General features: G+C 27.9%; 25 protein-coding genes. 6 read left to right on the top strand and 19 right to left on the bottom strand.

Going from position 1 to position 24,212, the window contains the following annotated elements:
* Positions 1-60 precede the first annotated feature (60 nt).
* Together L1S47_RS02560 and L1S47_RS02555 are read right to left on the bottom strand one after the other, a co-directional pair.
* Positions 61-1,116 carry a methyltransferase domain-containing protein gene (locus L1S47_RS02560; RefSeq protein ID WP_238881915.1) on the bottom strand — a complete coding sequence of 352 codons (1,056 nt, stop codon included), beginning with the start codon at positions 1,114-1,116 and terminating at the stop codon, positions 61-63.
* Between the two features lie 289 nt (positions 1,117-1,405).
* Positions 1,406-1,615, bottom strand: a complete 210-nt coding sequence (locus L1S47_RS02555; RefSeq protein ID WP_238881914.1) for a hypothetical protein — start codon at positions 1,613-1,615, stop codon at positions 1,406-1,408.
* 76 nt (positions 1,616-1,691) lie between these two features.
* Between L1S47_RS02555 and L1S47_RS02550 the strand changes: the two genes are divergently transcribed.
* Positions 1,692-1,943 carry a hypothetical protein gene (locus tag L1S47_RS02550; RefSeq protein WP_238881913.1) on the top strand — a complete coding sequence of 84 codons (252 nt, stop codon included), beginning with the start codon at positions 1,692-1,694 and terminating at the stop codon, positions 1,941-1,943.
* Between the two features lie 23 nt (positions 1,944-1,966).
* Positions 1,967-2,866: an RICIN domain-containing protein gene (locus L1S47_RS02545; protein WP_238881912.1), complete on the top strand. Its 900-nt coding sequence runs from the start codon at positions 1,967-1,969 to the stop codon at positions 2,864-2,866.
* A 76-nt stretch (positions 2,867-2,942) separates the two neighbouring features.
* Here the strand turns inward: L1S47_RS02545 and L1S47_RS02540 are convergent, their stop codons facing one another.
* Both L1S47_RS02540 and L1S47_RS02535 read right to left on the bottom strand, forming a co-directional pair.
* Positions 2,943-4,181 carry a hypothetical protein gene (locus L1S47_RS02540; RefSeq protein ID WP_238881911.1) on the bottom strand — a complete coding sequence of 413 codons (1,239 nt, stop codon included), beginning with the start codon at positions 4,179-4,181 and terminating at the stop codon, positions 2,943-2,945.
* A gap of 107 nt (positions 4,182-4,288) precedes the next feature.
* The gene (locus tag L1S47_RS02535) at positions 4,289-5,251 is read right to left on the bottom strand and encodes a tocopherol cyclase family protein (protein WP_238881910.1); all 963 of its coding nucleotides are present in this window, start codon (positions 5,249-5,251) and stop codon (positions 4,289-4,291) included.
* A 183-nt stretch (positions 5,252-5,434) separates the two neighbouring features.
* Here L1S47_RS02535 and L1S47_RS02530 point away from each other — a divergent pair, with 183 nt between their 5' ends.
* Both L1S47_RS02530 and L1S47_RS02525 read left to right on the top strand, forming a co-directional pair.
* Entirely contained in the window at positions 5,435-7,168 is a 1,734-nt protein-coding gene (locus L1S47_RS02530; protein ID WP_238881909.1) for an ABC transporter ATP-binding protein, read from the top strand.
* On the top strand, positions 7,165-8,892 hold the full coding sequence (locus tag L1S47_RS02525) for an ABC transporter ATP-binding protein (RefSeq protein ID WP_238881908.1): 1,728 nt from the start codon (positions 7,165-7,167) through the stop codon (positions 8,890-8,892). Before L1S47_RS02530 ends, L1S47_RS02525 begins: the two co-directional genes overlap by 4 nt.
* Positions 8,893-8,992: 100 nt before the next feature.
* Here the strand turns inward: L1S47_RS02525 and L1S47_RS02520 are convergent, their stop codons facing one another.
* The 4 genes from L1S47_RS02520 to L1S47_RS02505 all read right to left on the bottom strand — a co-directional run bounded on the left by L1S47_RS02520 (position 8,993) and on the right by L1S47_RS02505 (position 12,513).
* Positions 8,993-9,715, bottom strand: a complete 723-nt coding sequence (locus L1S47_RS02520; protein ID WP_238881907.1) for a hypothetical protein — start codon at positions 9,713-9,715, stop codon at positions 8,993-8,995.
* A 25-nt stretch (positions 9,716-9,740) separates the two neighbouring features.
* The gene (locus L1S47_RS02515) at positions 9,741-10,169 is read right to left on the bottom strand and encodes a GNAT family N-acetyltransferase (protein WP_238881906.1); all 429 of its coding nucleotides are present in this window, start codon (positions 10,167-10,169) and stop codon (positions 9,741-9,743) included.
* Positions 10,170-10,236: 67 nt separating this feature from the next.
* Positions 10,237-10,866: a class I SAM-dependent methyltransferase gene (locus L1S47_RS02510; protein WP_238881905.1), complete on the bottom strand. Its 630-nt coding sequence runs from the start codon at positions 10,864-10,866 to the stop codon at positions 10,237-10,239.
* Positions 10,867-11,091: 225 nt separating this feature from the next.
* Complete coding sequence (locus L1S47_RS02505; protein ID WP_238881904.1) at positions 11,092-12,513, bottom strand: aspartate ammonia-lyase; 1,422 nt, start codon at positions 12,511-12,513, stop codon at positions 11,092-11,094.
* Positions 12,514-12,865: 352 nt separating this feature from the next.
* Between L1S47_RS02505 and L1S47_RS02500 the strand changes: the two genes are divergently transcribed.
* Positions 12,866-13,309: an Lrp/AsnC family transcriptional regulator gene (locus L1S47_RS02500; RefSeq protein ID WP_202767068.1), complete on the top strand. Its 444-nt coding sequence runs from the start codon at positions 12,866-12,868 to the stop codon at positions 13,307-13,309.
* A 52-nt stretch (positions 13,310-13,361) separates the two neighbouring features.
* Here L1S47_RS02500 and L1S47_RS02495 read toward each other — a convergent pair whose 3' ends face one another.
* From L1S47_RS02495 to L1S47_RS02475, 5 genes are all read right to left on the bottom strand, one after another.
* Complete coding sequence (locus L1S47_RS02495) at positions 13,362-14,234, bottom strand: DegV family protein (RefSeq protein WP_238881903.1); 873 nt, start codon at positions 14,232-14,234, stop codon at positions 13,362-13,364.
* A gap of 146 nt (positions 14,235-14,380) precedes the next feature.
* A complete protein-coding gene (locus L1S47_RS02490) occupies positions 14,381-15,541 on the bottom strand; it encodes a hypothetical protein (RefSeq protein ID WP_238881902.1) in 1,161 nt (386 codons plus the stop codon).
* Positions 15,534-16,988 (bottom strand): HAMP domain-containing sensor histidine kinase, encoded by a 1,455-nt coding sequence (locus L1S47_RS02485; RefSeq protein ID WP_238881901.1) that lies wholly within the window; start codon positions 16,986-16,988, stop codon positions 15,534-15,536. Before L1S47_RS02485 ends, L1S47_RS02490 begins: the two co-directional genes overlap by 8 nt.
* A gap of 13 nt (positions 16,989-17,001) precedes the next feature.
* The gene (locus tag L1S47_RS02480; protein ID WP_238881900.1) at positions 17,002-17,697 is read right to left on the bottom strand and encodes a response regulator transcription factor; all 696 of its coding nucleotides are present in this window, start codon (positions 17,695-17,697) and stop codon (positions 17,002-17,004) included.
* Between the two features lie 113 nt (positions 17,698-17,810).
* Entirely contained in the window at positions 17,811-18,566 is a 756-nt protein-coding gene (locus tag L1S47_RS02475; RefSeq protein ID WP_238881899.1) for a L,D-transpeptidase, read from the bottom strand.
* A gap of 250 nt (positions 18,567-18,816) precedes the next feature.
* On the opposite strand from L1S47_RS02475, the gene L1S47_RS02470 reads away from it, so the two are divergent.
* A complete protein-coding gene (locus L1S47_RS02470) occupies positions 18,817-19,629 on the top strand; it encodes a hypothetical protein (RefSeq protein ID WP_238881898.1) in 813 nt (270 codons plus the stop codon).
* A 91-nt stretch (positions 19,630-19,720) separates the two neighbouring features.
* Here L1S47_RS02470 and L1S47_RS02465 read toward each other — a convergent pair whose 3' ends face one another.
* From L1S47_RS02465 to L1S47_RS02440, 6 genes are all read right to left on the bottom strand, one after another.
* Positions 19,721-20,740: a DUF1048 domain-containing protein gene (locus L1S47_RS02465; RefSeq protein ID WP_238881897.1), complete on the bottom strand. Its 1,020-nt coding sequence runs from the start codon at positions 20,738-20,740 to the stop codon at positions 19,721-19,723.
* A 12-nt stretch (positions 20,741-20,752) separates the two neighbouring features.
* Entirely contained in the window at positions 20,753-21,079 is a 327-nt protein-coding gene (locus tag L1S47_RS02460) for a PadR family transcriptional regulator (RefSeq protein ID WP_238881896.1), read from the bottom strand.
* A gap of 158 nt (positions 21,080-21,237) precedes the next feature.
* Positions 21,238-22,107 carry an N-acetylmuramoyl-L-alanine amidase gene (locus L1S47_RS02455; protein WP_238881895.1) on the bottom strand — a complete coding sequence of 290 codons (870 nt, stop codon included), beginning with the start codon at positions 22,105-22,107 and terminating at the stop codon, positions 21,238-21,240.
* Positions 22,108-22,246: 139 nt separating this feature from the next.
* Complete coding sequence (locus L1S47_RS02450) at positions 22,247-22,525, bottom strand: DUF503 domain-containing protein (protein WP_238881894.1); 279 nt, start codon at positions 22,523-22,525, stop codon at positions 22,247-22,249.
* Positions 22,526-22,545: 20 nt separating this feature from the next.
* Complete coding sequence (locus tag L1S47_RS02445; protein ID WP_238881893.1) at positions 22,546-23,448, bottom strand: 3'-5' exoribonuclease YhaM family protein; 903 nt, start codon at positions 23,446-23,448, stop codon at positions 22,546-22,548.
* 119 nt (positions 23,449-23,567) lie between these two features.
* Positions 23,568-24,209 carry a GyrI-like domain-containing protein gene (locus tag L1S47_RS02440; protein ID WP_238881892.1) on the bottom strand — a complete coding sequence of 214 codons (642 nt, stop codon included), beginning with the start codon at positions 24,207-24,209 and terminating at the stop codon, positions 23,568-23,570.
* Positions 24,210-24,212: the final 3 nt, after the last annotated feature.

The raw sequence follows: 24,212 nt of genomic DNA, 5'->3' as shown, positions 1-24,212 counted from the left end.
TCCAAGGTTATTATGACATTAGATTTAAAAGTCTATATCTTTATTCTATCATATTAGAAATTATTTTACTTCAATAATGTAGTTTAAATTATCAATTTTAGTATAGTTTAGTTTTCTATTATATTTTATAAATTCTTTTTCTAAAAAATCTATATGAGAGTAATATTCATCTTTTATGATTGTTATTTCTCTAGAATCTAAGTTTTTTAACACTTCATGCTCTTCTTTGTCATCTCTAAACATCAAATCTCCAATAACAATCTTTCCATTGTCTTTTAGCACTCTAAGCATTTCTACTATGGCTATACATTTTTCTTGATTATTTAGATGATGAAATGCATAAGTAGAAACTATTACATCAAAATACTTATCACTATAAGGTATTTTTAAGAACTCTCCTAATCTAACTTTTAATCCGGGAAACTTTTCTTTAGCTACTGCTAACATTTCTCTTGATTGATCAATACCAATAATATTAATCTCATTATTTAAGAATTTACTAGCTAAATTCCCTGTTCCTACGCCTATTTCCAATACATTCTTAATGATATGCTCTGTATTAATCGCTTTATTATATACATCTTCAAGTATAAATTCGTAATTCTTGTATATTTTTAGATTTCCTTTATCTTCTTTTATAAAGTCATCATATCTTTTAGCCCATTCATTAAAATCCCATTTATCATTCCAATTATTCTTAATATTATTTATCTTATTTCCTTTTTCAACTATTTCTAAGAATTCTGTAGTTATTTCATTTGTCTTACTATCATAAATATTGTCTAATACTTCTTCAAGTGATTCTCTTATAACACTTAATCTTTGTATTTCATTATTTACTACTTGCCATTGATTGTTAAAATGATTTAAAAAATTTATCTTATTGTTATTACTTAACAGCTCCTTAATTTCGTCAATTGGTATTCCCATAGATCTATATAATAATATAGCCTGCAACTTTATTATGTCTTGGTCGTTGAATTTTCTATATTCATTTTCCAGATTTCTTTTAGGATTTAATAATCCTTTATCTTCGTAAAATCTTATTTTATTTGTTGAAATATTAAATAGCTTAGCTACCTTTTTTATACTATATTCAGTACTCAAAGCTGACATCTCCCCTTTCAATTTCAATTTTAAACCTTAGCCTAAGGCTAAAGTCAACTTTATTTTGAACTTAAATGTATATTGACCTTTGAATTTTAGATTGCTATAACATTTATTATAATTACATATTTTGTAAATCAAACTAATTTCATACAATTAGCTTCTTGCTTATAATTTTTACTTAATATAAAAATTTTTCTTTAAGAAAGGAGGGATTTACAGTTACTAAAAAAATAACTTCAATCATTGCTTTATGCGTTCTTTGTATACTGACATTAATTGGCTTTCGTTGTTTTTCTCAAAGCAATTCTAGGAATCCATCATCAGAAAATGAAAGTTTAGAAAGCGAACTTTCTTTAATCCAAGCATATAATTTAGGATTAAAACGTGCTAATAAATGGAATAAAGATGCTAAGCTAGTTGTAATTACTAGCACGGATGATGATGAGAAAGAATTAGCAGGAGATACAGGAAGACGCAAAAAATGGAACTTACTTTTTTCGAACATCTCTACAGAAGAAACACTTCAAATTTCAATTTCTAATGGTACAGTTACAAATTCATCTTCAAACAAAGATAAAACTATGGAAAACATTCTGATAAATCCAGTTGACATTAAAATTGATTCTACAAATTTAATTGAAAAAGCAAAAAAAGATTTTAATCTAAAACCAGGAATTAGTTGGGCGAATGGATATCATTTTTCACTTATGAATAATGGTATACAAACTTTTTTAACTATAACTGGTTTAACTGGAAATAATCAATTTACTCAAATATTTTACGACTCTAAAACAGGTGCTTTGATTAGTTCAAAAGTACAACCTAAACAATAAAATTTATAAGGATGTGTTTATATATGAGTAAAAAGTTACTTTCAAGAAAAGTTTTATCTGCTGCAATAATTTCATTAGTATCCTTAGGCATAGTACGTCCAATACATGCTTCAGCAGCTAGCATAGTTTCTGGACAAACCTATAAGCTTATAAATGTAAATAGTGGTAAAGCCTTAGATGTTTATAATGCTGGTACTTCTGATTATTCTAACGTTGATATTTATACTGATAACAATACCGCTGCTCAAAAGTGGAATATTATTCAAAACAGTGATGGTACCTATAAGTTAATTAACACTAATAGCAATAAAGCTCTAGATGTTTATGCTGCTGGTACCTCTGATTACACTAACGTTGATATTTATACTGATAACAATACAGGTGCTCAAAAATGGAATATCATTCAGAACAGTGATGGTACCTATAAATTAATTAATGCTAAAAGCAGTAAAGCTTTAGACGTTTATGCTGCTGGTACTTCTGATTATACTAATGTTGATATTTATACTGATAATAACACAGGAGCTCAGAAGTGGAACATTGTACCTGTTCAAGGTTCAAACAACGGTCAAACCTATACAAACCAAGATATTACAGCGTACACTTCACCTGTAGGGGGAATAACTTCATCTGGGGTTTCACCTACGCCTTATACAACTTGTGCAGTTCATCCTTCAGATAGAGCTAATGCTTACTCTGCTCCAGTTTTTCCTTTTGGTTCGATTGTTACTACTACTAGTCCTCTATATCTACCTGGTTATGGGAATAAGAGTACTTTCATAGTACAAGATAAGGGAGACTTAGCATTTCAAAAGTCACAGTACTGGGTTGACATATTCTTCGATTATGAAAACAATCCAAATGCTGTTCCTAATGCTATAAGCTTTGGAAACCAAAAGATTAGCTATACAGTAAGCAAATAAAGAAATTTGTGCATAAACTACCTAAAAAGTCACTAAAATAGTATTCTTTGTAATCTACTTTAGTGACTTTTTATTTTTACTCTATTTTTCCATTTAATTCTTTCTCTATATATTTATCTATATAAGCGCTTGGATTATCTTTGAAACTATCATACTCTTTTGTGAGATCTTTAATACTTTTATTTATGTCTTTTAAGTCTTTTTCAACTTCTACTTTTTCTTTTTCAAGGTCTTTCATTGTTTCAGTATGTTGCTTTGTTAAATCTTCTTCTGGATCATCTTTTTCTGTTACTTGTTTCAATGAAGCTTGCATTTTATACATTTCAAAAATATCATGCTTTAATTTTTCTAATGCCTTTTTATATTGTTCTTCCATTTTTTCTTTTGCTTCTTTTATATTTTTAAGCATTTCTTCATACTTAGTTTTCAATTTATTTAGTTCTTTTAGCTGCTTTTCAAACACATCATTTAGCTTGTTATATATATCGATTCTAGCATTACTACCTTTATTTTGTTTTATAGCTTTTTCAAATGTATCTATTAAAATTGAAGAAGCTCCATCCTTTTTCAAACCTGCTAAAGCTGCATTTGCGGCTTCCTCTTTTTTCTTTTTATATTCCTCTCTAGATAATTTACGTGGATCTAAGTTGCTATTATTAATTGTATTCATGGCTTTATCTAATGCTTTAATGTCACTGTAACTTAAACTTTCTACCCTACTGGTATGAGCATATTTTTCTCCTAAAAATTTTTCTAAATCATCTTTAGTAGCATTTGCATTATTTTTATAAAAGTTTCTTGCAGAAAGAATCACATCTTTAAGATTTTTTTGAAATTCTTCTCCATTTATTAACTTATCTCCCTTGATTCCGATATCTTTACCATTTTCTAAATAAGATAACACTTGATAATATGCTTTATTAAAAAGGCCTGAAACCTCACCTGTAAATTGTGCTACTTGTCTATTAGTATAAAAATCAAAAGAATTATCTAATATTTTTGTTAATTGAGTTTTAGTATTATCATCAAACTTTGTATTATTATTTATACTCTTAAGTATGTCTCCATACTTATCCATAGAGTCAAACATAGTTAAATTTGTTCCCAAAATATCTTCGCTATCATACACATTGCTAATATTCTTTAATACTGAAGCTACATCATCATCGGAATAATTAATACTAAAATCTACATAATCACTATTTTTGGGTGTATTTATTTCATTTATCATTTCTGTTTTATTATCAGATTTATCATTAGTTTTCTCATAACTTGTTATAAATGAATTTATTGAATCTATATTGGTAATATTCATAAATCTCTCTCCTTTATACCAAAATATAACTATTATGGAAATACTCATGAATATTATCGTATTAAATTTGCTAATCTTTAAGATTTTTGTAAAAGTAATACATTCTCTCACTTTCCAACTACTTCAATTCCAGCCAAAGTCCCAAAGTCAATGTAATTTCTGTTATTCTTTTTATCAAAAAGTTGTAATTTTAATTTGCCTAATATCTCCTCATTGATATTTTTATCCATCTTTCCCTTCTGTGGTGCTATCAAACCACCAGTTAAGCTTAAGCTTGCTTCAACCTTTAATAAGGCCTTATTATTTTCTATTGATATATTAATTTTACTTTTTGTAATACTTTCTATAATAACCTTGCTATTATTATAAGTTGCAAATCTATACTCTACTCCATTTATACATATGTTACATATAAGCCCACTAAATGATGTATGTAAAAAAGGAATATTCGCGATAGAACATATAAAGCTTGTAGTCTGATTTTTAAAATTATTACATTGAATCCAGATATACTCTTTTGGGAAAGAAGTTCCCCAATCTTTTTCAATATATCCTTTACCTCTAGTGAAATCAATTATTTTTCTATTTACAGCTAATATTCCATTTAATCTATGATTCATACTAATTATTCCATGATAACATTCCATCTTTGGTATATAAGCAAAGTAACCCATTATATTAGGGCTTAAAATTGATTTCTCTATTTCAGTTAATGCTCCAAATTTTAAGGTGCCTTGAATCTTTATTTTTTTATCTTTCATATTTAATGAAATAATTGATTCAGTAAAAACATTATCTCCAATTTGAATCATAAATGGCGCATCTCTATATTTAAAAGCATTTAGTGGATATCGTATATATCCAGATTTTATTATTCTATTTTTATCTAGTCTTATAAATATATATTGAATAAAACTATGATAATCATTATGAAATAAACTAACTCCCGGAATAATACATATTACAAACTTCCCATCTCTAGAAATCTGTTTAAAATACCACCCCTCGAAATAATGCTTTTTTTTGCAACTTCCTTGAAAAATTATTGGATTATTTATCTTTCTAAACATTATAAGAATCTCCTTTTAATTGAGTATAATGTTTATTATTTGATTAAATAAATCCTTTATGCTTTGATATAACTTATTTTAAGTATATGAATTACTTTAGTGTAAGATTTTTCAAGTTAATTGCATAATTATGGTATAATGTTCTGATAAGGCAAATTGTATTTTAGAAAGGAATCATAGCATATGAGTCAATTATTTTTAATAACTAAAAAAGCAAAACTCCCTCGGTTTCTATTTACTATATCATTACTAATTATGGGTTCCTTAGGAATTATATATGTAATTGAAAGTATTTACTTTGGAAAAGTTTTAGATGCTGCTGGTACAAGCTTAAATTCAGTTAAATCAGCAATATTTATTATTTTTCTAATAACTCTTATTGAATATGTATTAGGAATAGTTAGCAAATATACTGTAGCTAGATTCTCTGAAATTGGAATGTTCAATCTAAGAAATTCATTAAGTCAAAAAATTTCTCACTTAAAATACAAAGTGTATGATGAAACTTCAACTGGTGATATACTTTCTAGGACAATGAGTGACTTAAACGGAATTGGTGCATTTTGGAGTGATACTTTTATTAATTTGTTCCAAGACTTCTTTGTTTTTACTACTGGTCTATTTGTATGTTTATATATTAGTTTAAAGCTTACATTAGTTGGCTTCATTTTTATACCTATCGTATCATTTATCATCTTCAAAACTAGCTCTATTGTTGAAAAAGCGTCATATGACTCAAGAAAATTTTCAGGTAAAATGAATTCCTTAGCACATAATATTTTAATGGGTATGATGACATTAAAATCTTTTACCCTAGAAGATATAATGAGTAGAAAATTTAATGAGGCTTCCCAAAATTTTATAAAAGCTGAAAAGAAAGTTGGAATTGCAAGTGCTAAAGTTTATGCTATTGGATCATTAATAGATTATGGTCCCAATATTGCAGTTATTATATTAGCAGGTATTATGAGTATAAATAATATGCTTACTTCTGGAGAATATCTAACATTCACCTTCACTTTTGGATTTGTATCAAATGTTCTTTATGATCTTCAAAGATATATTATCTCTTATAGAAATAGTGAAGCCATGGCAAGAAGATTAATGGGTATTTATGCTTATGAAGATGAAAAACTTTTTGAGATTAAAACAAAAGAATCGTTAGATAACCCAATTATAAATATAACTAACTTATCTTTTTCATATAGCGAAAATCATAAAATCTTAGACAGTATTAACTTAAATATTAACAAGAATGAAGTTGTTGCTTTTGTAGGTGCTAGTGGATCTGGTAAAAGTACTTTAGTTAAAGTAATCTCAGGTATGTATGATATAGACTATGGTAATGCCGAAGTTGCCGGTTTTAAAATAAAAGAAGAAAATATACCTTCAATTAGGAATCAAGTAGCTATTGTTTCTCAAGAATCTTATTTATTCCCAGGTTCAATAATTGAGAATGTACGCTACGGTAAGCCAGATGCTTCAGATGATGAAGTAATTGAAGCTTGCAAAAAAGCAGATATACATGACTTTATAATGGAACAGCCTAATAAATATGAAACCTTAGTTGGTGAAAAAGGTATTTATATGTCTGGTGGTCAACGTCAGAGAATTTCAATTGCTAGAGCTTTCCTTAAAAATGCAAATATTTTAATTCTAGATGAACCTACATCTGCATTAGACTCAGAATCTGAGAAAAACATTCAATACACCATTGATAAGCTTATGAATGGTAAAACAGTTATAATAGTAGCTCATAGACTTTCAACTATTATAAATTCTGATTCGATATATGTATTTGACAAAGGTAACATTAAGGAAAAAGGTTCACACGAAGATTTAGTCCTTAAGCAAGGTTATTATTATAGCCTTTATAAAAAACAATTTGAAAATAATCAAGAGGAGGAAACTGCATGAAAAACAATATAATATTATTAAAATGGATGTTTTCCTTCACTAAAGAATTTCGCTTAAGATGGATTTTCAGTAGGATTGCCCCTCTAATTTTTAATTTTAGTGAAAAACTATTTGAAGCTTTATCTTTTAAACAGTTATTTCAATGCTTCATAAGCAAGGACATAAAAGATCTTTACCTAACAGTTGTTTTTTATATAATTGCTATGCTTATAGATACTATGGGTAAAAGTTTGACCTCCTATTGCAATACCTACTCTAATGCTCTACTTAAAGCTACAGTTAAAGGTGAATTTATTCAAAAATCTTGTTACTTAAAAATTGAAGAAGATGATGAACATAGTGGAAGAAAATTATCTCGATTAAATCAAGATGTAGATACAGCTTGTGATGTATTAAACAGTTCCGTTGATAATGTATTAATTCCACTAATACAAGGACTTTCTTATTTAATTCTTGTATTTACGGTAAGTCCTCAAATAGGACTGTTTTATGTTGTTACATTAATCCCTATTTGTTTTCTAAACTTTATTTTCACAGAAAGATTTCATAAAGTTGGTCAAAAAATACAAAGTAGACTTGCCGTTCTTAATGAAAAATTTCAAGATACCCTCGTTGGTGCAATGGTTGTTAAATTATTCATGCTTGAAAATATAATGGAAAAACAAATAGAAAACTTGTCTTCACAAGTTTTAGAAGCAAAAAAGGAAGAACAAGTTTTAAGATTTAAATATATGTCGATTGTTAATGTCTTTTCACATGCATTTTCAACCTTCCCTATAATACTAGGATGTTATTTAGTTACATTAGGAATAATAGCTTTACCAAATGTTATGTTTGTAAGTAGATACACTTATGCAATAAGATTCTTAGCAAATAGTTTAATAACCTCTGCTACAGATGTTCCAAAACAAATATCTGGTATTGAGCGTATATACGAAGTATTTAGTAAAAAAGACCATAGAAATGATTTTGGAACTTTAAATCCTGTTAATGAAAATGATATAATGATTTCTTTTAAAAATCTTTCTGTAAATTATAGAGAAAAAAATGTTGTAGATGATTTTAGTTATAACATTGAAAAAGGTAAGACAGTTGCATTAGTTGGACAAAGTGGTTCCGGCAAATCAACTGTTATTAAAACAGTGATGCAGTTCGTTAACTATTCTGGAAATATGGAAGTATTAGGGAGACCAGTTAATGAATATGATTTAATCTCACTTAGAAAATTAATTTCCTATGTACCTCAAGAAAGTATGCTTTTTGATTGTTCTATATATGAAAATATTTTGTATGGAAATATGGTAGCTACAAAAGATGAGATAATTGATGCTGCGAAAAGAGCTTATGCTCATGATTTTATAATGTCACTTCCTAATGGGTATGATACGATTGTTGGAGAAGACGGTTCTAGGCTTTCAGGGGGACAGAAACAAAGAATTTCAATAGCAAGAGCATTCCTCAAAAATTCGCCGATACTTCTTTTAGATGAAGCTACTTCTGCTCTTGATCTTAAATCCGAAGGTGAAATCCAGAAGGCCCTTAATGAATTAATGAAAGGGAAAACAATTTTAGTAGTTGCTCACAGACTATCAACCATTATTAACGCTGACGAAATCCTTGTTATGGAAAATGGAAAGATAATTGAAAAAGGATGTCATGCAGAGTTACTAAATATTGATGGTACTTATAAAAAATTATATGAGCTCCAAAATGTTGCTAGCTAAATCTATTTAAAAATGAAAAGAGAATTTATTCTTAGTCTAAGATAAATTCTCTTTTACATAAAATCATATTAAAAAATTATTGATTTGATTTATAAATACTTTACCAATTATACATATCATGAAACGGAGAATTATACTGGCGTGGTTCTGGTATGGGAATATAAATACCATTATTAGGTTTCTTTGAGCTAGAGCCTCCACTTGTTTTATTCTGCGCTTTAGATTTTTTTGCAAGTTCAGCTTTTTTCTTATCCTCTTCGGCTTGTTGAATCTTAGCTATCTCATTATTATAACTAACTTTAAGCTCGGAAGCTTCTTTTTGTTTATCATCAAATTTTAAAACTAAATCTAAATAACTTATAGCTGAATCATAATTTTTATTATCTGCTTCTGATTTAGCCTTTGCAATATTTTCATTAATGTATTCATTTCCGCAAGTAGTGATGTTTTCTTTAGCCTGATTATAATACTTGTTATCCCCTTCAGGAATTTTCTTATATATATCTATTGATTCTAAGTATTTCTTGTCATTTTGTAGTGATGATGCTTGTTCAAAAGTTATTTTTGATTCTTTTATCAAATTTGCATTATCAATTAATTTATCAACTTCGACTTGTCTCTTTTTGTTGTAATTTAAGCTTTTCTTAAAATCACTTATAGATGCATCAAATTGTTCTTTATTTAGTTCATCATTTGCTAAGTTAAAGTATTTATTATAGTTTATGTTGTTATAAGCATATACAGATGTCGGAATCGCAATTATTAATAAAATTGCAATAGCAACAACTACTATAAAAGTCTTTCTTTTCGTAACTTTATTCATTACTATTTACCCCTAATATCTCTTTTTAAATATTTTTAGAAAATGTAGCTATATCATTCCTTTTTGTCCATCCGACTTCACTCCAGAATTTTTTCCCCAATTCATTATCGCCTAATGCAAAGAGATGACACTTATTTATCCCTTGTTTCTTAAGTTCATCAAGTGCCTTATTAACCAAGATCTTCCCAATACCATTCCCTTGATGTTCAGGCAATACACAGGCATGATGAATATATCCCCTTCTACCATCATGACCACAAAGTATAGTTCCAACTATTTTGCCATCAATAAAATATACAAATGATAAATTAGGATTTCTCTCAAGATAACTGGAAATAGCTTCTTTAGAATCTGCATCACTTAGTCCAATTCCAGGAATTCTATTCCATATTTCATATATTTCTTCATAATCCTTTATATCAAGTTCTTTAATTAAACTGCCCCTCTCCTCCATAAATAATCCCCCTTTATTTAATATAAGTTATAATTCGATTTAGTATTCAAATCCTCTACTGCTAAACTTATTTTTTCTCAATTTCTACAATCCAAGTGAAGTTCACTTTATGCTCACACTTAAATTTATATCCTAAATCTTGAATATATTTTTTAAATTCTTCAACATTTGTATAGTATTTATAATCTATAACTTCCCATAGGTCCTTCCTTTTCTTACCTAATAATTCTTTCTTACTCTCCTCTTTTTCCAAATCATTTTTAAACATAAAATCAACAATAATAATTTTTCCATTATCTTTTAGGAATCCTAACATATTATTAATTGCTTCTTTCTTCTCTTCATCATTTAGACTATGAAAGGCATATGTAGTTACAACAATTTCAAAATCATGTTCTACAAATGGCTTGTCTAGAAAACTTCCTATTTTAAAGTCCATGTTTGCATATTTCTTTTTTGCAAGTGAAATCATTTCTAAGCTCTGATCAAGCCCTAATATATAAATGTCATCACTTAAGTCCCCACATAAGTTTCCCGTTCCACAACCTATATCTAATACCTTTTTTGCTTTAAAATTAGTGATTTTATTTCTTATTTCAGATAGAATTTCATCATATTTCTCAAATAAGCCAAGTTCATCATCTTCGCGTTCTCTTACCATCTTATCAAACTTAATTGCTTTATTTTCTACTTTCATTTAATCACCTCCATATAGTATAAATTCAACTCTTTAGGCAGAGTCGCTATAAAACTTTATCTTATAATTATATCTCAAATATGCCAATGTCTGTAAATTAATTATACTAAATATATAACTAATTTGTTTTTAAGCAAAGTATCAAGCATATAAACTTAATAAGTAAGGAAGTAATTAAAGAAAAAATAGTAGTTTCCAACTTTTTTAGGAAACTACTAAAATAACTTATATTGCGTGCTTATTAATTTTTACATCAGATGTTCTATCTACTTCTGTCATAGTAAATGGATTTAATACTTCTTTTAGCTGTTCAGGTGTCAAAATCCTTTTAGATGTTATTATTTCTTTAATAGGCATTCCTGTACTTAAGGCTTCCTTTGCAAGTTCGGATGCTTTTTTATATCCAATATGTGGGCATAGTGCAGTTACTAATCCTATACTATTATTAACCAATTCTTCGCATCTTTCTTTATTTGCAGTAATTCCGCTAATACAGTTGTCTATAAAAGTCATTGTTGCATTTTGCAAAGTTTCAATAGATTCAAATAGGTTGTAAAATAGCACAGGTTCAAATGCATTTAATTCTAGTTGGCCTGCCTCTGCTGCCATTGTAATAGTAAAATCATTTCCTATTATATTATAAGCTACCTGTGAAACCACTTCTGGAATTACTGGATTTATCTTACCTGGCATTATTGATGAACCATTTTGTTTAGCTGGCAAATTAATTTCACCTAAGCCAGTTTTGGGACCACTTGAAAGTAGCCTTAGGTCATTAGCCATCTTAGATAAATTAACCGCACAACTTTTTAATGTTCCAGATATAGTTACAAATCCATCTAAATTCTGTGTTGCATCAATTAAATCCTCAGATTGAACTACATTTACTCCTGTAACTTTCTGTAGATTCTTAAATATATTATTTAGGTATTCAGAGCTTGCATTAACTGAAGTTCCAATTGCTGTGGCTCCCATATTTAATGTTAACATTTCATCTTTTACTTTATTTAACCTATCAATATCTCGTTTAATCATTGATGCATAAGCATTAAAGCATTGTCCTAATCTTATTGGCACGGCATCTTGAAGCTGAGTTCTACCCATCTTTATTACACTATCAAATTCTATAGCTTTTAATTTAGTAGCTTGATACAAACGTTGAAGCTCTAATATAGCCTTAGGCAACATCTTCAATACTGTAAGCTTTCCTGCAGATGGAAATACATCATTAGTAGACTGAGCCATATTAACATGATCATTTGGATGCACAATGCTATAATTTCCTTTAACTCCACCAAGTATCTCAATAGCTCTATTTGCAATAACTTCATTTGCATTCATATTTGCAGAAGTTCCTGCCCCTCCTTGTATAGGATCTACAATAAATTGATTATGAAATTTTCCCGCGATAATTTCATCGCATGCATATATAATAGCGTTTGCTATATTTTCCTCTAAGGTATATGAATCTCTATTAGTAATAGCAGCTGCTTTTTTAATTTGGGCTAAACTAACTATAAATAACGGATGAATTGTTTTATTTGTAATTTTAAAATTATTATTTGCTCTAAGTGTCTGGATTCCATAATAAGCATCAACTGGTACTTTCATATTTCCTATGGAATCATATTCTATTCTTGTCTTCATATAAAAAACTCCTCTAATCTCTTATTATTCCTACCAATTGGAGATTAACACTCTTTTTTATCAATGTAAATCCATATGATGAATTTGCTAAGAAAAGATAAAAAAAGACATGCTTTACTTAATTAAAATTAATTTTTATATAGTATTAGTTAATTTTATTAAGAAGATTTTTTATCATTTTAGTGTATTAAGCTTAATATTCTAAACCAAAGGTAAGTAATAATTGTTTGCTAACTAATGCAAAACTTAATTATATTAAGTATAATATATAGATGTAAGTTAGTTTATTTTTAGAAAGGGGATTAATTTAAGTTGACTTGAATTTAAAATTCAACTCTCTTAAGTAATGTTTATGGATGATATAGATTTAAAACTAATTGAACTTTTACAAGAAAATGCACGATATTCACTTAAACATTTAGCAAAAGAAGTGTTTTTATCTACGCCAGCAGTATCAGCACGTATTTTAAAATTAGAGGAGGCAGGAATAATAACTGGTTACTCTGCTCAACTAGATCCATTAAAGTTAGGATATAATATTAAAGCCTTTATTAATCTAGAAATGTCTCCAAAACAAAAACCTGAATTCTACCCATTTATTGCTTCGTGTCCTAATGTACTTGAATGCAATTGCGTAACAGGGAAGTATTCTATGCTTATTAAGGTAGCTTACCATACAACCTTAGAGTTAGATTCTTTTATAGGTGAACTACAAAAGTATGGAAATACAGAAACACAAATTGTTTTCTCTACACCTGTTGAACATAGAGGTATAGATATTTCTAATAATAGATAAAATTCAAAGCAGAAATCTTGATTATACCCTATCTAGACTTCTGCTTTTGTTATTAATTACTTCTTTTATCTAATTCATCATTAAAGAAAAATATTCCTACACCACCTATACCAAGATGGCTTCCTAATACACTACCTATTTTATTAATTATAAATTGTTTATATCCTAATCTTATTTTTATCATATTTACAAGTTCTTCTGCTGTTTCTATATCATCTGCATGACTCACGCCTATAATTTGTTCTTTATAGTTACCTGCTCGTTCCTCCAAAATATCCACCATTCTATGTAATGATTTCTTTTTACCTCTAACTTTTTGGATTATCTCCATTTCTCCATTACTTACGTCCAAAATAGGTTTTATATCTAAAATATTACCTATAACCCCTTGAGTTTTACCAATACGACCGCCTTTAATTAGCCAATTTAGATCTGCAATTGTAAAAACATGTTCTATATGAGTAACTAGATTCCTTATTTTCCCAACTATTTCATAAAAACCATGTCCACTTTCTTGATTAAATTTTATTGCTTCAAGAACGATTAATCCAGTTGCTGTAGAACCACTTTTAGAATCAATAACTTCCATGTTTATTTCGGGGTATCTCTCCTTTAATTCTAGAACTATAGTTTTAGCTAATCTATATGTTCCAGAAAGTGCTGAGGAAAATGACAAAAATATAAAATCCTCTCCTTTGCGGCAGCATTCCTCAAAAATATCATACATGTCTTTTGGATTAGGTTGAGATGTTTTAGGTAAAATTCCTCTTCTCATAGCGGAATACACCTCATCGACATTTATTGTCTTTTTATCTAAATAGTCTTTATCGTCAATAAGTACTTTTAAGGGTATCAAGCTAATATTGCTTTTTATAATCAAATCTTCTGGTAAGTCACAGGTGCTGTCCACAATAAATTTAACCACTGAAATCATCACCTTTTTATAAATTAATATACTACACTTTATATATTATAATTATAGTTATCATTTAATTCCTTGTCCAATTACTACGCATATTATTATATTCTGGTTTTTCTAGAAAATATAATAAATAGGCACTAAAATAGTACCTATTTATTTATTGAAAATCTATATATTCTTGATTTTCCATTATTTGAATTGATATAAAATAAATTATTTCCTTCATTGGTCCATAGAATTTCATTTCCATATTGCGCATTCCTATAAATCATAGTATCTAATTCTATTTTATCTTTATCAAATAATGCTACATGCACCTCATTGTTATTAGATGAAATATCGCTAGAAATATATGAAATTTTATCCTCATCTTTTGTTAGTTTTACTTCGTAAATATTTCCAGACTTTAAAATCTTGTATGTGCTATTTGACATATTATAAATAAAAATTCCGCTATTACCTTCAACACTTCCACTAAAAATAAAGTTTCCATCATTTAATGGAATAACATTATAAACAGAACCTTTTATTTTTAAATCTGTTATCTTTTTATTATCGATATTTATTGCCTTTATGCTTAAATAAGTTTCATTCTCTTTTCGTAATCCTTGTTCTATAGCATATAAAATTTTTCTATCCTTAGACATAAATAAGTTGTAAGTGTTTTTATAATTCTTATATAGCATATTAGTTGTACTATCATCAAAATTCATTAGTTTCTCTACTTTACCTGTATTTAATTCCTTAATAATTATAATAGAATTATCTGCAATTCCAACTATTCTATTATCATCTATGAACAAAACTGAAGTTAATGCACCTTCATAAATTTCATCTATTCTATTTGTATAAATATCCTGTAGATAAGTTCTAGTTTCTCCATTGCTCTCGCTCTTTTCAATATATACCACTTTATTTGTATCATTTGTTTCATATAAATTATTTATATTGCTTTCATACTTTGCTAGTATTGTATTATTTTTTTTACTTTCCATATCAAATATACTAATTCCCATATAACTATTTCCGCTTAAGGTTTTAAAAACAATTTTATTATTTTCAGCTATTTTAGGTTCCATAATTATATAATCTGCATCATATGAAGATACATTTCCCACTTGTAATTTTTTATTTATTTCATCACCATCTGTTCCTACAAATGATTTCTTATCTAATACTATTGTTCTTGAATTTCTACTTCCTAATGTATATATATAGTTTAAAAAATAGAAGGATGAAGTAAATATCAACAATATAAATATTCTTATAATATATTTTTTGAGCTTTCTTTCAGTTCTTATCTCATTCATTTATTTCACCCTTTAATATAATTATAACTTCAGTACCTATTCCTACCTCACTATTAATCTTTATACTTCCTCCATGATTTTCAACTATATTTTTCACAATAGATAGTCCTAAACCTGCACTACCTTTTTCTCTTGATTTTTTCTTGGAAATTCTATAAAAAGGTTCAAATAAATTATTAATATGTTCTTCTGATATTCCTTCTCCCCTATCCCTTAGGCTTATGTAAATATCATTTTCTTTTTGTTTAGCTTCAACTACAATTATTGAATTTACATTACCATATTTTATAGAATTATCGATTAAATTTACAAAAATTTCTTTAAGTTTAGAACCGTCCCCATTTAGGATTAAATTCTCTTCAACATATGCAACAACATTAATATTGTATTTTCTTGCTTTAATGTTCATTTCTTCGCAGGTATTTTTAATAATTTTTGATAAGTCTACTCTTTCAAAATCATAACTCAATTCCTTTGAAGTTGCAGTTGAAAGTTCTAGTATTTCTACTACCATATCATTTAGCCTTTTACTTTCATTTATTATATAGGATGTTCCCTTATCAAAAAATTCCTTATCAGTAAATTCATTTTCTTTAATAATCTGAGCATATCCTAATATAGTTGTTAAAGGTGTTTTTAACTCATGCGTAACATTATCAAAAAAGGTTTTGTTTTGTCTTTGAGCTTCTTTTAAATTATCCCTTTCCTTCTTTATAATGTTAATTTGTTCTTTAATCCTATCTATCATTATTTTAAATCTTTCAGATAACTCACCTATTTCATCTCTTGAATTTGTATTTATATTTATATCAAAGTTTCCTTTAGACACCTCTTCTGAGCTTTTAGTTAATTCAATTATAGGCTTTGCAATTTGCTTTGATATTATAATTGAAGCTATAAATACTATAATGAATATAATACCTGCAAAAATATTAATTATATTCTTAAACCTGCTATTATATGCATAAAGTTCAGAATAATCTTTAGTGTATCTTATAATTCCAATCGCCTTATTATCTTTTTCAATTGGATAGGATAAACTAACTATGACTTTACCTCCACTATAGTTAATTGAATATGCTATTTCACCCTTAGTTGCTTTTGAAACATCATCACTTTTTAACTTATCTTGGGTTAAAAAATTTGATATTTTCTCTCCTGAAGTATTATAAATGTCCACGTTGCTTCCTACTTCCGAACTCAGTTCTTTTGAAACGTCATCTGCAATATCTAAAAATTTGGTCTCATTATATTCAATATTTCTGATTAAAGAATATTGTTTCAAATATAGATCTAAATTTTTCTTAACTGTAATCATATCATTTTGTATTATACGCTCAGTATTTTGCTCAGTAATTTTATAAGAAGCAAAGATAATAGAAGATAGACCTATAAAAATTATAATAGAGAACCACAACAGTATTTTGTTTTGAATTGAATATTTCATATTATCACCTTAGTTAAACCAGCTTATAGCCTACACCAAAAACTGTTTCTATTATTGATATACCTTTATTTTTATCAAGTTTCTTTCTTAATCTTTGAACATGAATATCCACTGTTCTTGTATCCCCTACAAATTCAAACCCCCATACTCTATCTAGTAAGTCTGCTCTCGAAAAAACCCTACCTCTGTTCTCGGCTAAAAACAATAATAAATCAAACTCTTTATTAGTAAGTTCAACTCTATAATTATCTTTTATAACTTCTCTTTTATCTTTGTATATTTCAGTATCAGATGATAACTTAATCACTTCAAATTTATTTGTAGTTGTTGATTCTGAAATTTGTCCTATTCTTCTAAAAATGGCCTTTATTCTAACAACAACTTCTCTAATATCAAAGGGTTTTGTAATATAGTCATCAGCACCTAGCTCAATTCCTAATATTTTATCAATAGTATCTGATTTTGCAGTTAGCATTACTACAGGTATTGTATATTCCTTTGATACCCTCTTACATATTTCAAATCCGCTTATGTCTGGAAGCATTAAATCTAAAATTAATAGGTCCGGTTTATATTCAACTATTAATTTCATGCCTTTTTCTCCATTTTCAGCTATCTCTGTTATAAATCCTTCTTTTTTCAAGGAGTATGACAATAAATCTGATATGTAGTCTTCATCTTCTATAATTAGTATTTTTTTCTGTACCATAATTCACCCTCCTTCTTTTATAATAACTTATTTTATATGATTTAATAATAAGATTATTAAATTTTACATCCTTGATACAACTGCCAAAAAAAGGTGAACTGAAGGGCTCATATTTAATTTTCTATAACTACATCAGAACCTTGTGGAATAGTCTCATAAAACCAGTAAGCATCATTAACAGACATTCTTATACAACCATGAGAAGCTTTTTCCCCAATTTTCTCCGCTTCCGAAGTAATAATCTGACCATTTGCTCCTGTTGGAACAGAATGAAATAAATATTGTGAACCAATAAAGCCTACCCAATACCTTGCCCCTTCATTAAATTTATTGCTAAAGAATGTTTGACCAAAATAACTATTTATTTTATAGTGACCTAAAGGTGTATCGTAATCTCCTTCCTCTAGCCCTGTAGAACATGACATTGCTCGTATAAGAGTCGTTCCATTATACACATATATTTTTTGTTCATTTATTTTTACTTTTACAGTATAATGCACATTATTTGGAGTTGCTCTTATTGGGTCATCAGTTGGAAAATTATTTTTTTCCCCTTGAGAACTTATATTTGATATATCTTTTTGACTTGCTCCTAATATGTTGCTTTTATTTGTGGATTGATTATTAAGCGATTCATTTTTAATTTCTTTATTGACCTGAGCTGTTTCTTTTGTATTTTCTTCTTTTGATGAGCTAAATGCTTCATTAACGTCCTTATTAGTATTTATATTACCATTCTCTGTTAATTCTTTTAAATATTCTACAGTATCCTTACTTTTTTTACTATTTATTTCATCCTTGTTGATACCTATATACCCTAATCTAAATGCACATGCAACTATAAGAAACATAACGACTTTCTTTTTCATAAATATAAACCTCCTAATGAAAAATATCTTTTCTATAGGAGTAATTATATTTGCTGCATGTTTCTAATCTTCTTTTGATTGTTTCGAGATTGTATCAATGTTGTTAAATGACATTTTTAAGATATTAATTATGATAATTTACAAGATAGATACAAATGACATAAAGTATGAAACATTTAATCTTTATAATAAGTAACTGGGATTAGAAATACTAGCTAATCTTACATATTAAAAAAGGAGAGAAAGTATTATGAAAAAAGTTATAATTACAGCTACATTAGCCGCAACACTTTTAGGAACTTCTGTAAGTGCATATGCATTTTCAAACAAAAATGTTAATCCTCAAGTTAAGCCTTCAATAGAAACTAAAGTTTCTGCATATTCTGATATCACAAAGGATCCAGATAATAAAGCTGGCAAAATAGAATATACTAAAACTGCTTCCTTAAGAGAGGATGGTTCAGAAGGTTTAATTTTCGAGTCATGGAATGATCCAAAGACCTTAGACTCAAGAATGGATAATATATCTAGAAATGACGGGAATGTTAATTTTTACACAAGTTCTTATACTAAGGATAAAGGAAGAAGTATAATTACCCTTCAAAGAGATTCTAATGGAAATGCTACAAGTGGAGATTATATACCAGTGGATGAGAAAGGTGCAGAATATAATAATTCCTTATATTTAAAAAACAATACTTTTACAGCAATTAGAGCTCAATATGAGTCATCTGAATGGACTTCTGAAGGAAACTTAACTCAAGATGGAATAACCTTAAAAAAGGTATCTAAATCTTATATGGGGTTAGAGAAAAAACCAGCTTTAGATAAATCACAAGCTTATTCTAAAGTTCAAATGAAACAAGTGGCATACCTAGATGAAAATACTGGTCTTCCTACAAAAATCGAAACATATATATTAAAAAATGATAAATTTGAGCTTCAAGATACTACCCTATATGAATTTAAATATATTGAATCTGCAGGAAATCTATTTGACACTTCAGGAGTAAAACTAAATCAGCTACCTGAATATAAGTATGATGCAAATGCAGTAGGATAAATAAAAAAGGCTTTTATAAGCCTTTTTTTATTTATCCTTTTAAATTATTATTCTTTTAAAGAATCTCCTATATAGAATTTCTCCATAAATTCTATTCAAATTCAGAAAACATTTTATTTCTATTTATACCTTCCAATACTACTCCAAACATAATAACAAATAATAACGTAATAAACACTATAAAAATTACTCCTAAAAGATGCAACTTTCCTTCTTCAAGCATTACTTTCCCTATCAAAAGAGAAAAAAACAAAAATATAATACCATATGCAAAATAGAGCTTAGTGTAAATTGAATTTTGCTTTTTCTTTTTTATTAGATAGATATTCCAATCTAATGGGTTTTTGTTTTTGCTATTACATTTACTTATATATTTCTTATAATCTTTACTTAAGAATTCTATAAATTGCTCTTTTTTACTATCTAAATTTTTATTATTAATCATTCTTGTAATTGACCATACAACAAAATTTAATAGTGTTAAGTATATGAGTATCAATACTGAATTATTAAAAGTTATTGTTACTCCATAGACATCAAAAGTTTCATTAGTAAATGTATATATAGTAATAGGTATAAGTATCATAAAAAATGACACACAATTACCAATTCTTTTACAAAGTTTAGGATTTTCAAAATACTTTTTTGTTATTAAATCAGTAATTATTGGTGAACTTATTATTCCTAGCATTAATATTATTTCACCTATTCCAAAATGCATTTCAGAAAAGACATTTGTATTTTCACCATTGAATATTCTATTGCAAAAGCTTATAAATAAATGAACAAAAGCAACAAAGTAAACTGAACTAAGAAATGTTGAACATATTCTTGACATCTTATAAACATATATGGATTCTCCATAAATCATATTGTCACAATAACTTTTTAAGTTATTGCCTGTTATTTCAAATACATTCTTTCCTTCTTCTTGTGCTGATAAGAAACTATCCAATACTTGTAGTAAACAACTATTCTTCTCTTGATAATTTAATTTTGAAGATATATTTATATATGACTCAACTTTAAAGAATTGAGTTTTATACTCCATTTCTAATTGATTTATATAGTCTTTATAATTATCAATAATGCTATTTTTATCACTTTTCACAATATCTTCCCCTTATAAACTCTCTGCATTAATAATTTCATTTGTTTTTGATGTTATATCATTGAATACCTTTTTAAAATCTTCATAATACTTTTCTCCTAAGGTAGTAATTGTATAATACTTTCTCTTTGGCCCTAAAGGTGATTTACGAATACTACAGCTAATGATGCCTTTTTTCTCCATCCTTGTTAATATAGGATATAATGTACCTTCATATATATCCTTAAATCCATATTTATTTAGAATTAGTAATATCTCATATCCATAGGTTTCTCCTCTAGATATAATACTAAGAACATTACCTTCTAATATTCCTTTTAGTAATTGTGATTCATCCATTTCTTATCCCTCCCTACTATGCAAACAATAGTAGTAACTATATTTTACCATTCTACTAAGCATTGTCAAGTAGTATCCCAAAAAAATAGAATCTCAAATTAAAATGAGATTCTAACTTAAAGAATTTTTATTTTACATAATCGCTTGTACAACTTTTTTTAATTTAAAGCTTTAATAATACCACTAGATAATCCTGATGCTATTTTGTCCTGATATTCATTACTACAAAGCAATCTATCTTCATTGGGATTTGACATAAATCCAGTTTCAACTAAAATAACTGGTACCTTTGACCAATTAAATCCTGTAAGGTCACTTCTTTCTGATATACCTCTATTTTTCATTCCTGCAGATTTTATTAGTTCACTTAGTATTATCCCGCCATCTTTTTTACTCACATCTTTAATGTTTTTTGCATATCCCACTGCCGCAGGTACAAGCATAGTAGCTCCACTTGCACTAGAATCTTCTGCTGAATCGCAATGTATTCTTATTACTAAATCTGCATTATTATTATTCCCAACTTCTGCTCTATCTATATTTCCTGGATCTTGGTTATTGTCAGTTTTAGTCATAATAACTTCTATTCCATTATTCTCTAGTTTCGTCTTTAGCTTTGATGCGATCTGCATCGCAACTACATATTCTGGTGTTTTAGTATTTATACCTTGAGCTCCTCCTGGATCTTTTATTTTCATAACATTTGAATCAGGAGATATTTTCTCCGTTCCCTTATTTCCCCCAACACCATGACCAGGATCGATAACTACTTTCTTCTTATTAGTTAAATTTTTATTACTTGCTATTTCAGCATTATTATTTTTAATTTCTTCAGTGTCTTTTTTCTCACTACCCTCTTTACTACTTTCAACTTTAGGTGCATTTTCTACCTTTTCTTCAGTTGTATTATTTTGAGTAGCTTGTACTGTATCTTCTTGTTTTTTAGGAGTCTCCTCCTTTGCCTTACTACAACCTAAAAAAGTTAATGTCATCGCTATAATAATTAAATAAGCTATAGGTTTTTTCATTAATATCTTTCTCCTATTATTAAATAGTCTATATGATTATTTGATAAATTAATTATAATTGAGTTTGTCAAATAATCATATAGATTTTACTATATCTAAACTAAATTTTACTGATTGCGGAATATATCCTGGCTATTACTTAGTCTTGTCTCTCAATATTTATTATTTCAGCATCTGTGTTTTCTTCGATGAAGGTTATAATATTTTCCATTGTTGAATCCATTTGAGATGCACTACTACATATCCCTGCAATTCCTATAACTATAGTTTGATGTATATCCTGTTCATCTATTTCTGCAACTGAAATATTAAACTTATTTTTAAGTCTTTGAGTTATACTCTTTACAATCATTCTTTTTTCCTTTAAGGAATGTACCCATGATGCTCTTAGGGTAACTCGAAGTAATAATACTCTCATAATCTCTCCCTCTTTCCTTATTACAAATATAATTTCATTGATATTTTTCTATCAAACTCTGACCAATTACCAGGCTCAGTTTTCTCCTTTAATTGTGATATTTTATTCATAGTAGCGTCTATCGTATCTGCAAAATTAAGTATATACGACTCTTCCATTTTCATTTCTCTCGGCGAGCCAAATTCTAACTTTCCATGATGTTGTACAACACACCCTTTTATTCTATTTACGAAGTCTTCTGTGTATATTGAAGAATTTTCACTAATAGCTTTATCTATTAATTCTACTCCAATTACAATATGTCCTTCTAATTCCCCTCTTAAAGTATATTTAAATGGCCCATCATAATATAATTCGTATATTTTCCCAATATCATGAAGTTTCGCTGCAAGTACTGCTGTTTCAGTTCTTCTACATTCATATTTTTCACATAGCATAGCAGTTAATTGCATTACACCTAAGGTATGTTCAGCTAGCCCACCTATATAGTTATGGTGCATTGAAACTCCACCTATTCCTCTTTTAAACTTATCTACAAATGCTTCATCCTTAAAGAAATAATCATTTAAGGCTTTAGCTTCAGGAGATATTATATATTCATCTGTATAGAGTTCAATCTCATCCATTATTTCCTCAATAGATCTTTTTACAGTTGGTAGGAAATCTGAATAGTCAAATTCTGAAATGAATTCATATTTCTTAACTTCTAAGGTTCCATCTTTAATTCCTTCAATCTCTAATACCTTTCCTTCTTTAATATCATCTCTTCTATTTGGGATTGTTGCCTTAATATCACCTGTTTTATCAGACATAATACATATAACCCTTGATGCTTCCCTAGAAATAATTCTATTCACCATAAGATCTATTTTCATGTTACTTCCTGTTTTTATTTCACTTAAATATTTCTTTTTTGTAGTCATTTTTTCCTCCTAGATATAACAGTTTCTAAAGGTAGTATGTGTAGAATTATTTTTACTATAGCTTTTTTACAAACTAAAATACCTATGCTAATTATTCTTAGCATAGGTATTTTTATGAGTTAAATTTTTGCCACTGGATGTCTAATAACTGTCTTCAATTTCTCAGCTGGTGTTTTAAGATAATTTGATATATATATTTCATGATGTTTTCTATTTGAGCTAAAATCATTTTTGAGTGAATTGTTATAAATAAATTCATCAAATTTTTTAATAGATTCCCCCTCATTATCAAAAGATCCAATATGCATAATCTGCACACATAAACCTTCTTTAAAAGAACTAAATCTTGCTTTTTCAACTAAAATGTGGGGCTTCTTTCTCTTTACTTCATTACAAGCCCAATTAAAAACTTCTTCTGTTACAAATTCAGGTTGTCTAATCATAGATGTCCAATGAAACTTATCTTTTTCAGTAAAATCCATCTCTGAGTCTTCTCTCCACCATAACCCTTCAAGCGGCGGAACTACATACTCAAAATATCCTTCAGGTTTAAAACTGCCCATTTTGCTCATTTTAATTGTATAAGAAATGGCATATATTATTTCTACAGCTTTTTGATATTCTCCATCTTTATCATTAGGATTTCCTTTTCCGTCAACCATTATAAATTTCATCTCTGGAACATCTATTAAACCTGGTACAGTCTTTGGTGAATACAAGTCTTTGAATTCCTTTTTATAATCTAATTTATTCTCTGCCATTAA

Origin of the sequence: Clostridium sp. YIM B02551, from assembly GCF_022324735.1 — a bacterium.
In the GTDB taxonomy this organism is placed as follows: Bacteria; Bacillota; Clostridia; order Clostridiales; family Clostridiaceae; genus Clostridium_T; species Clostridium_T paridis.
The sequence above is the reverse complement of the archived record's forward strand: the minus strand, read 5'-3'. Positions and strand labels throughout refer to the sequence as shown.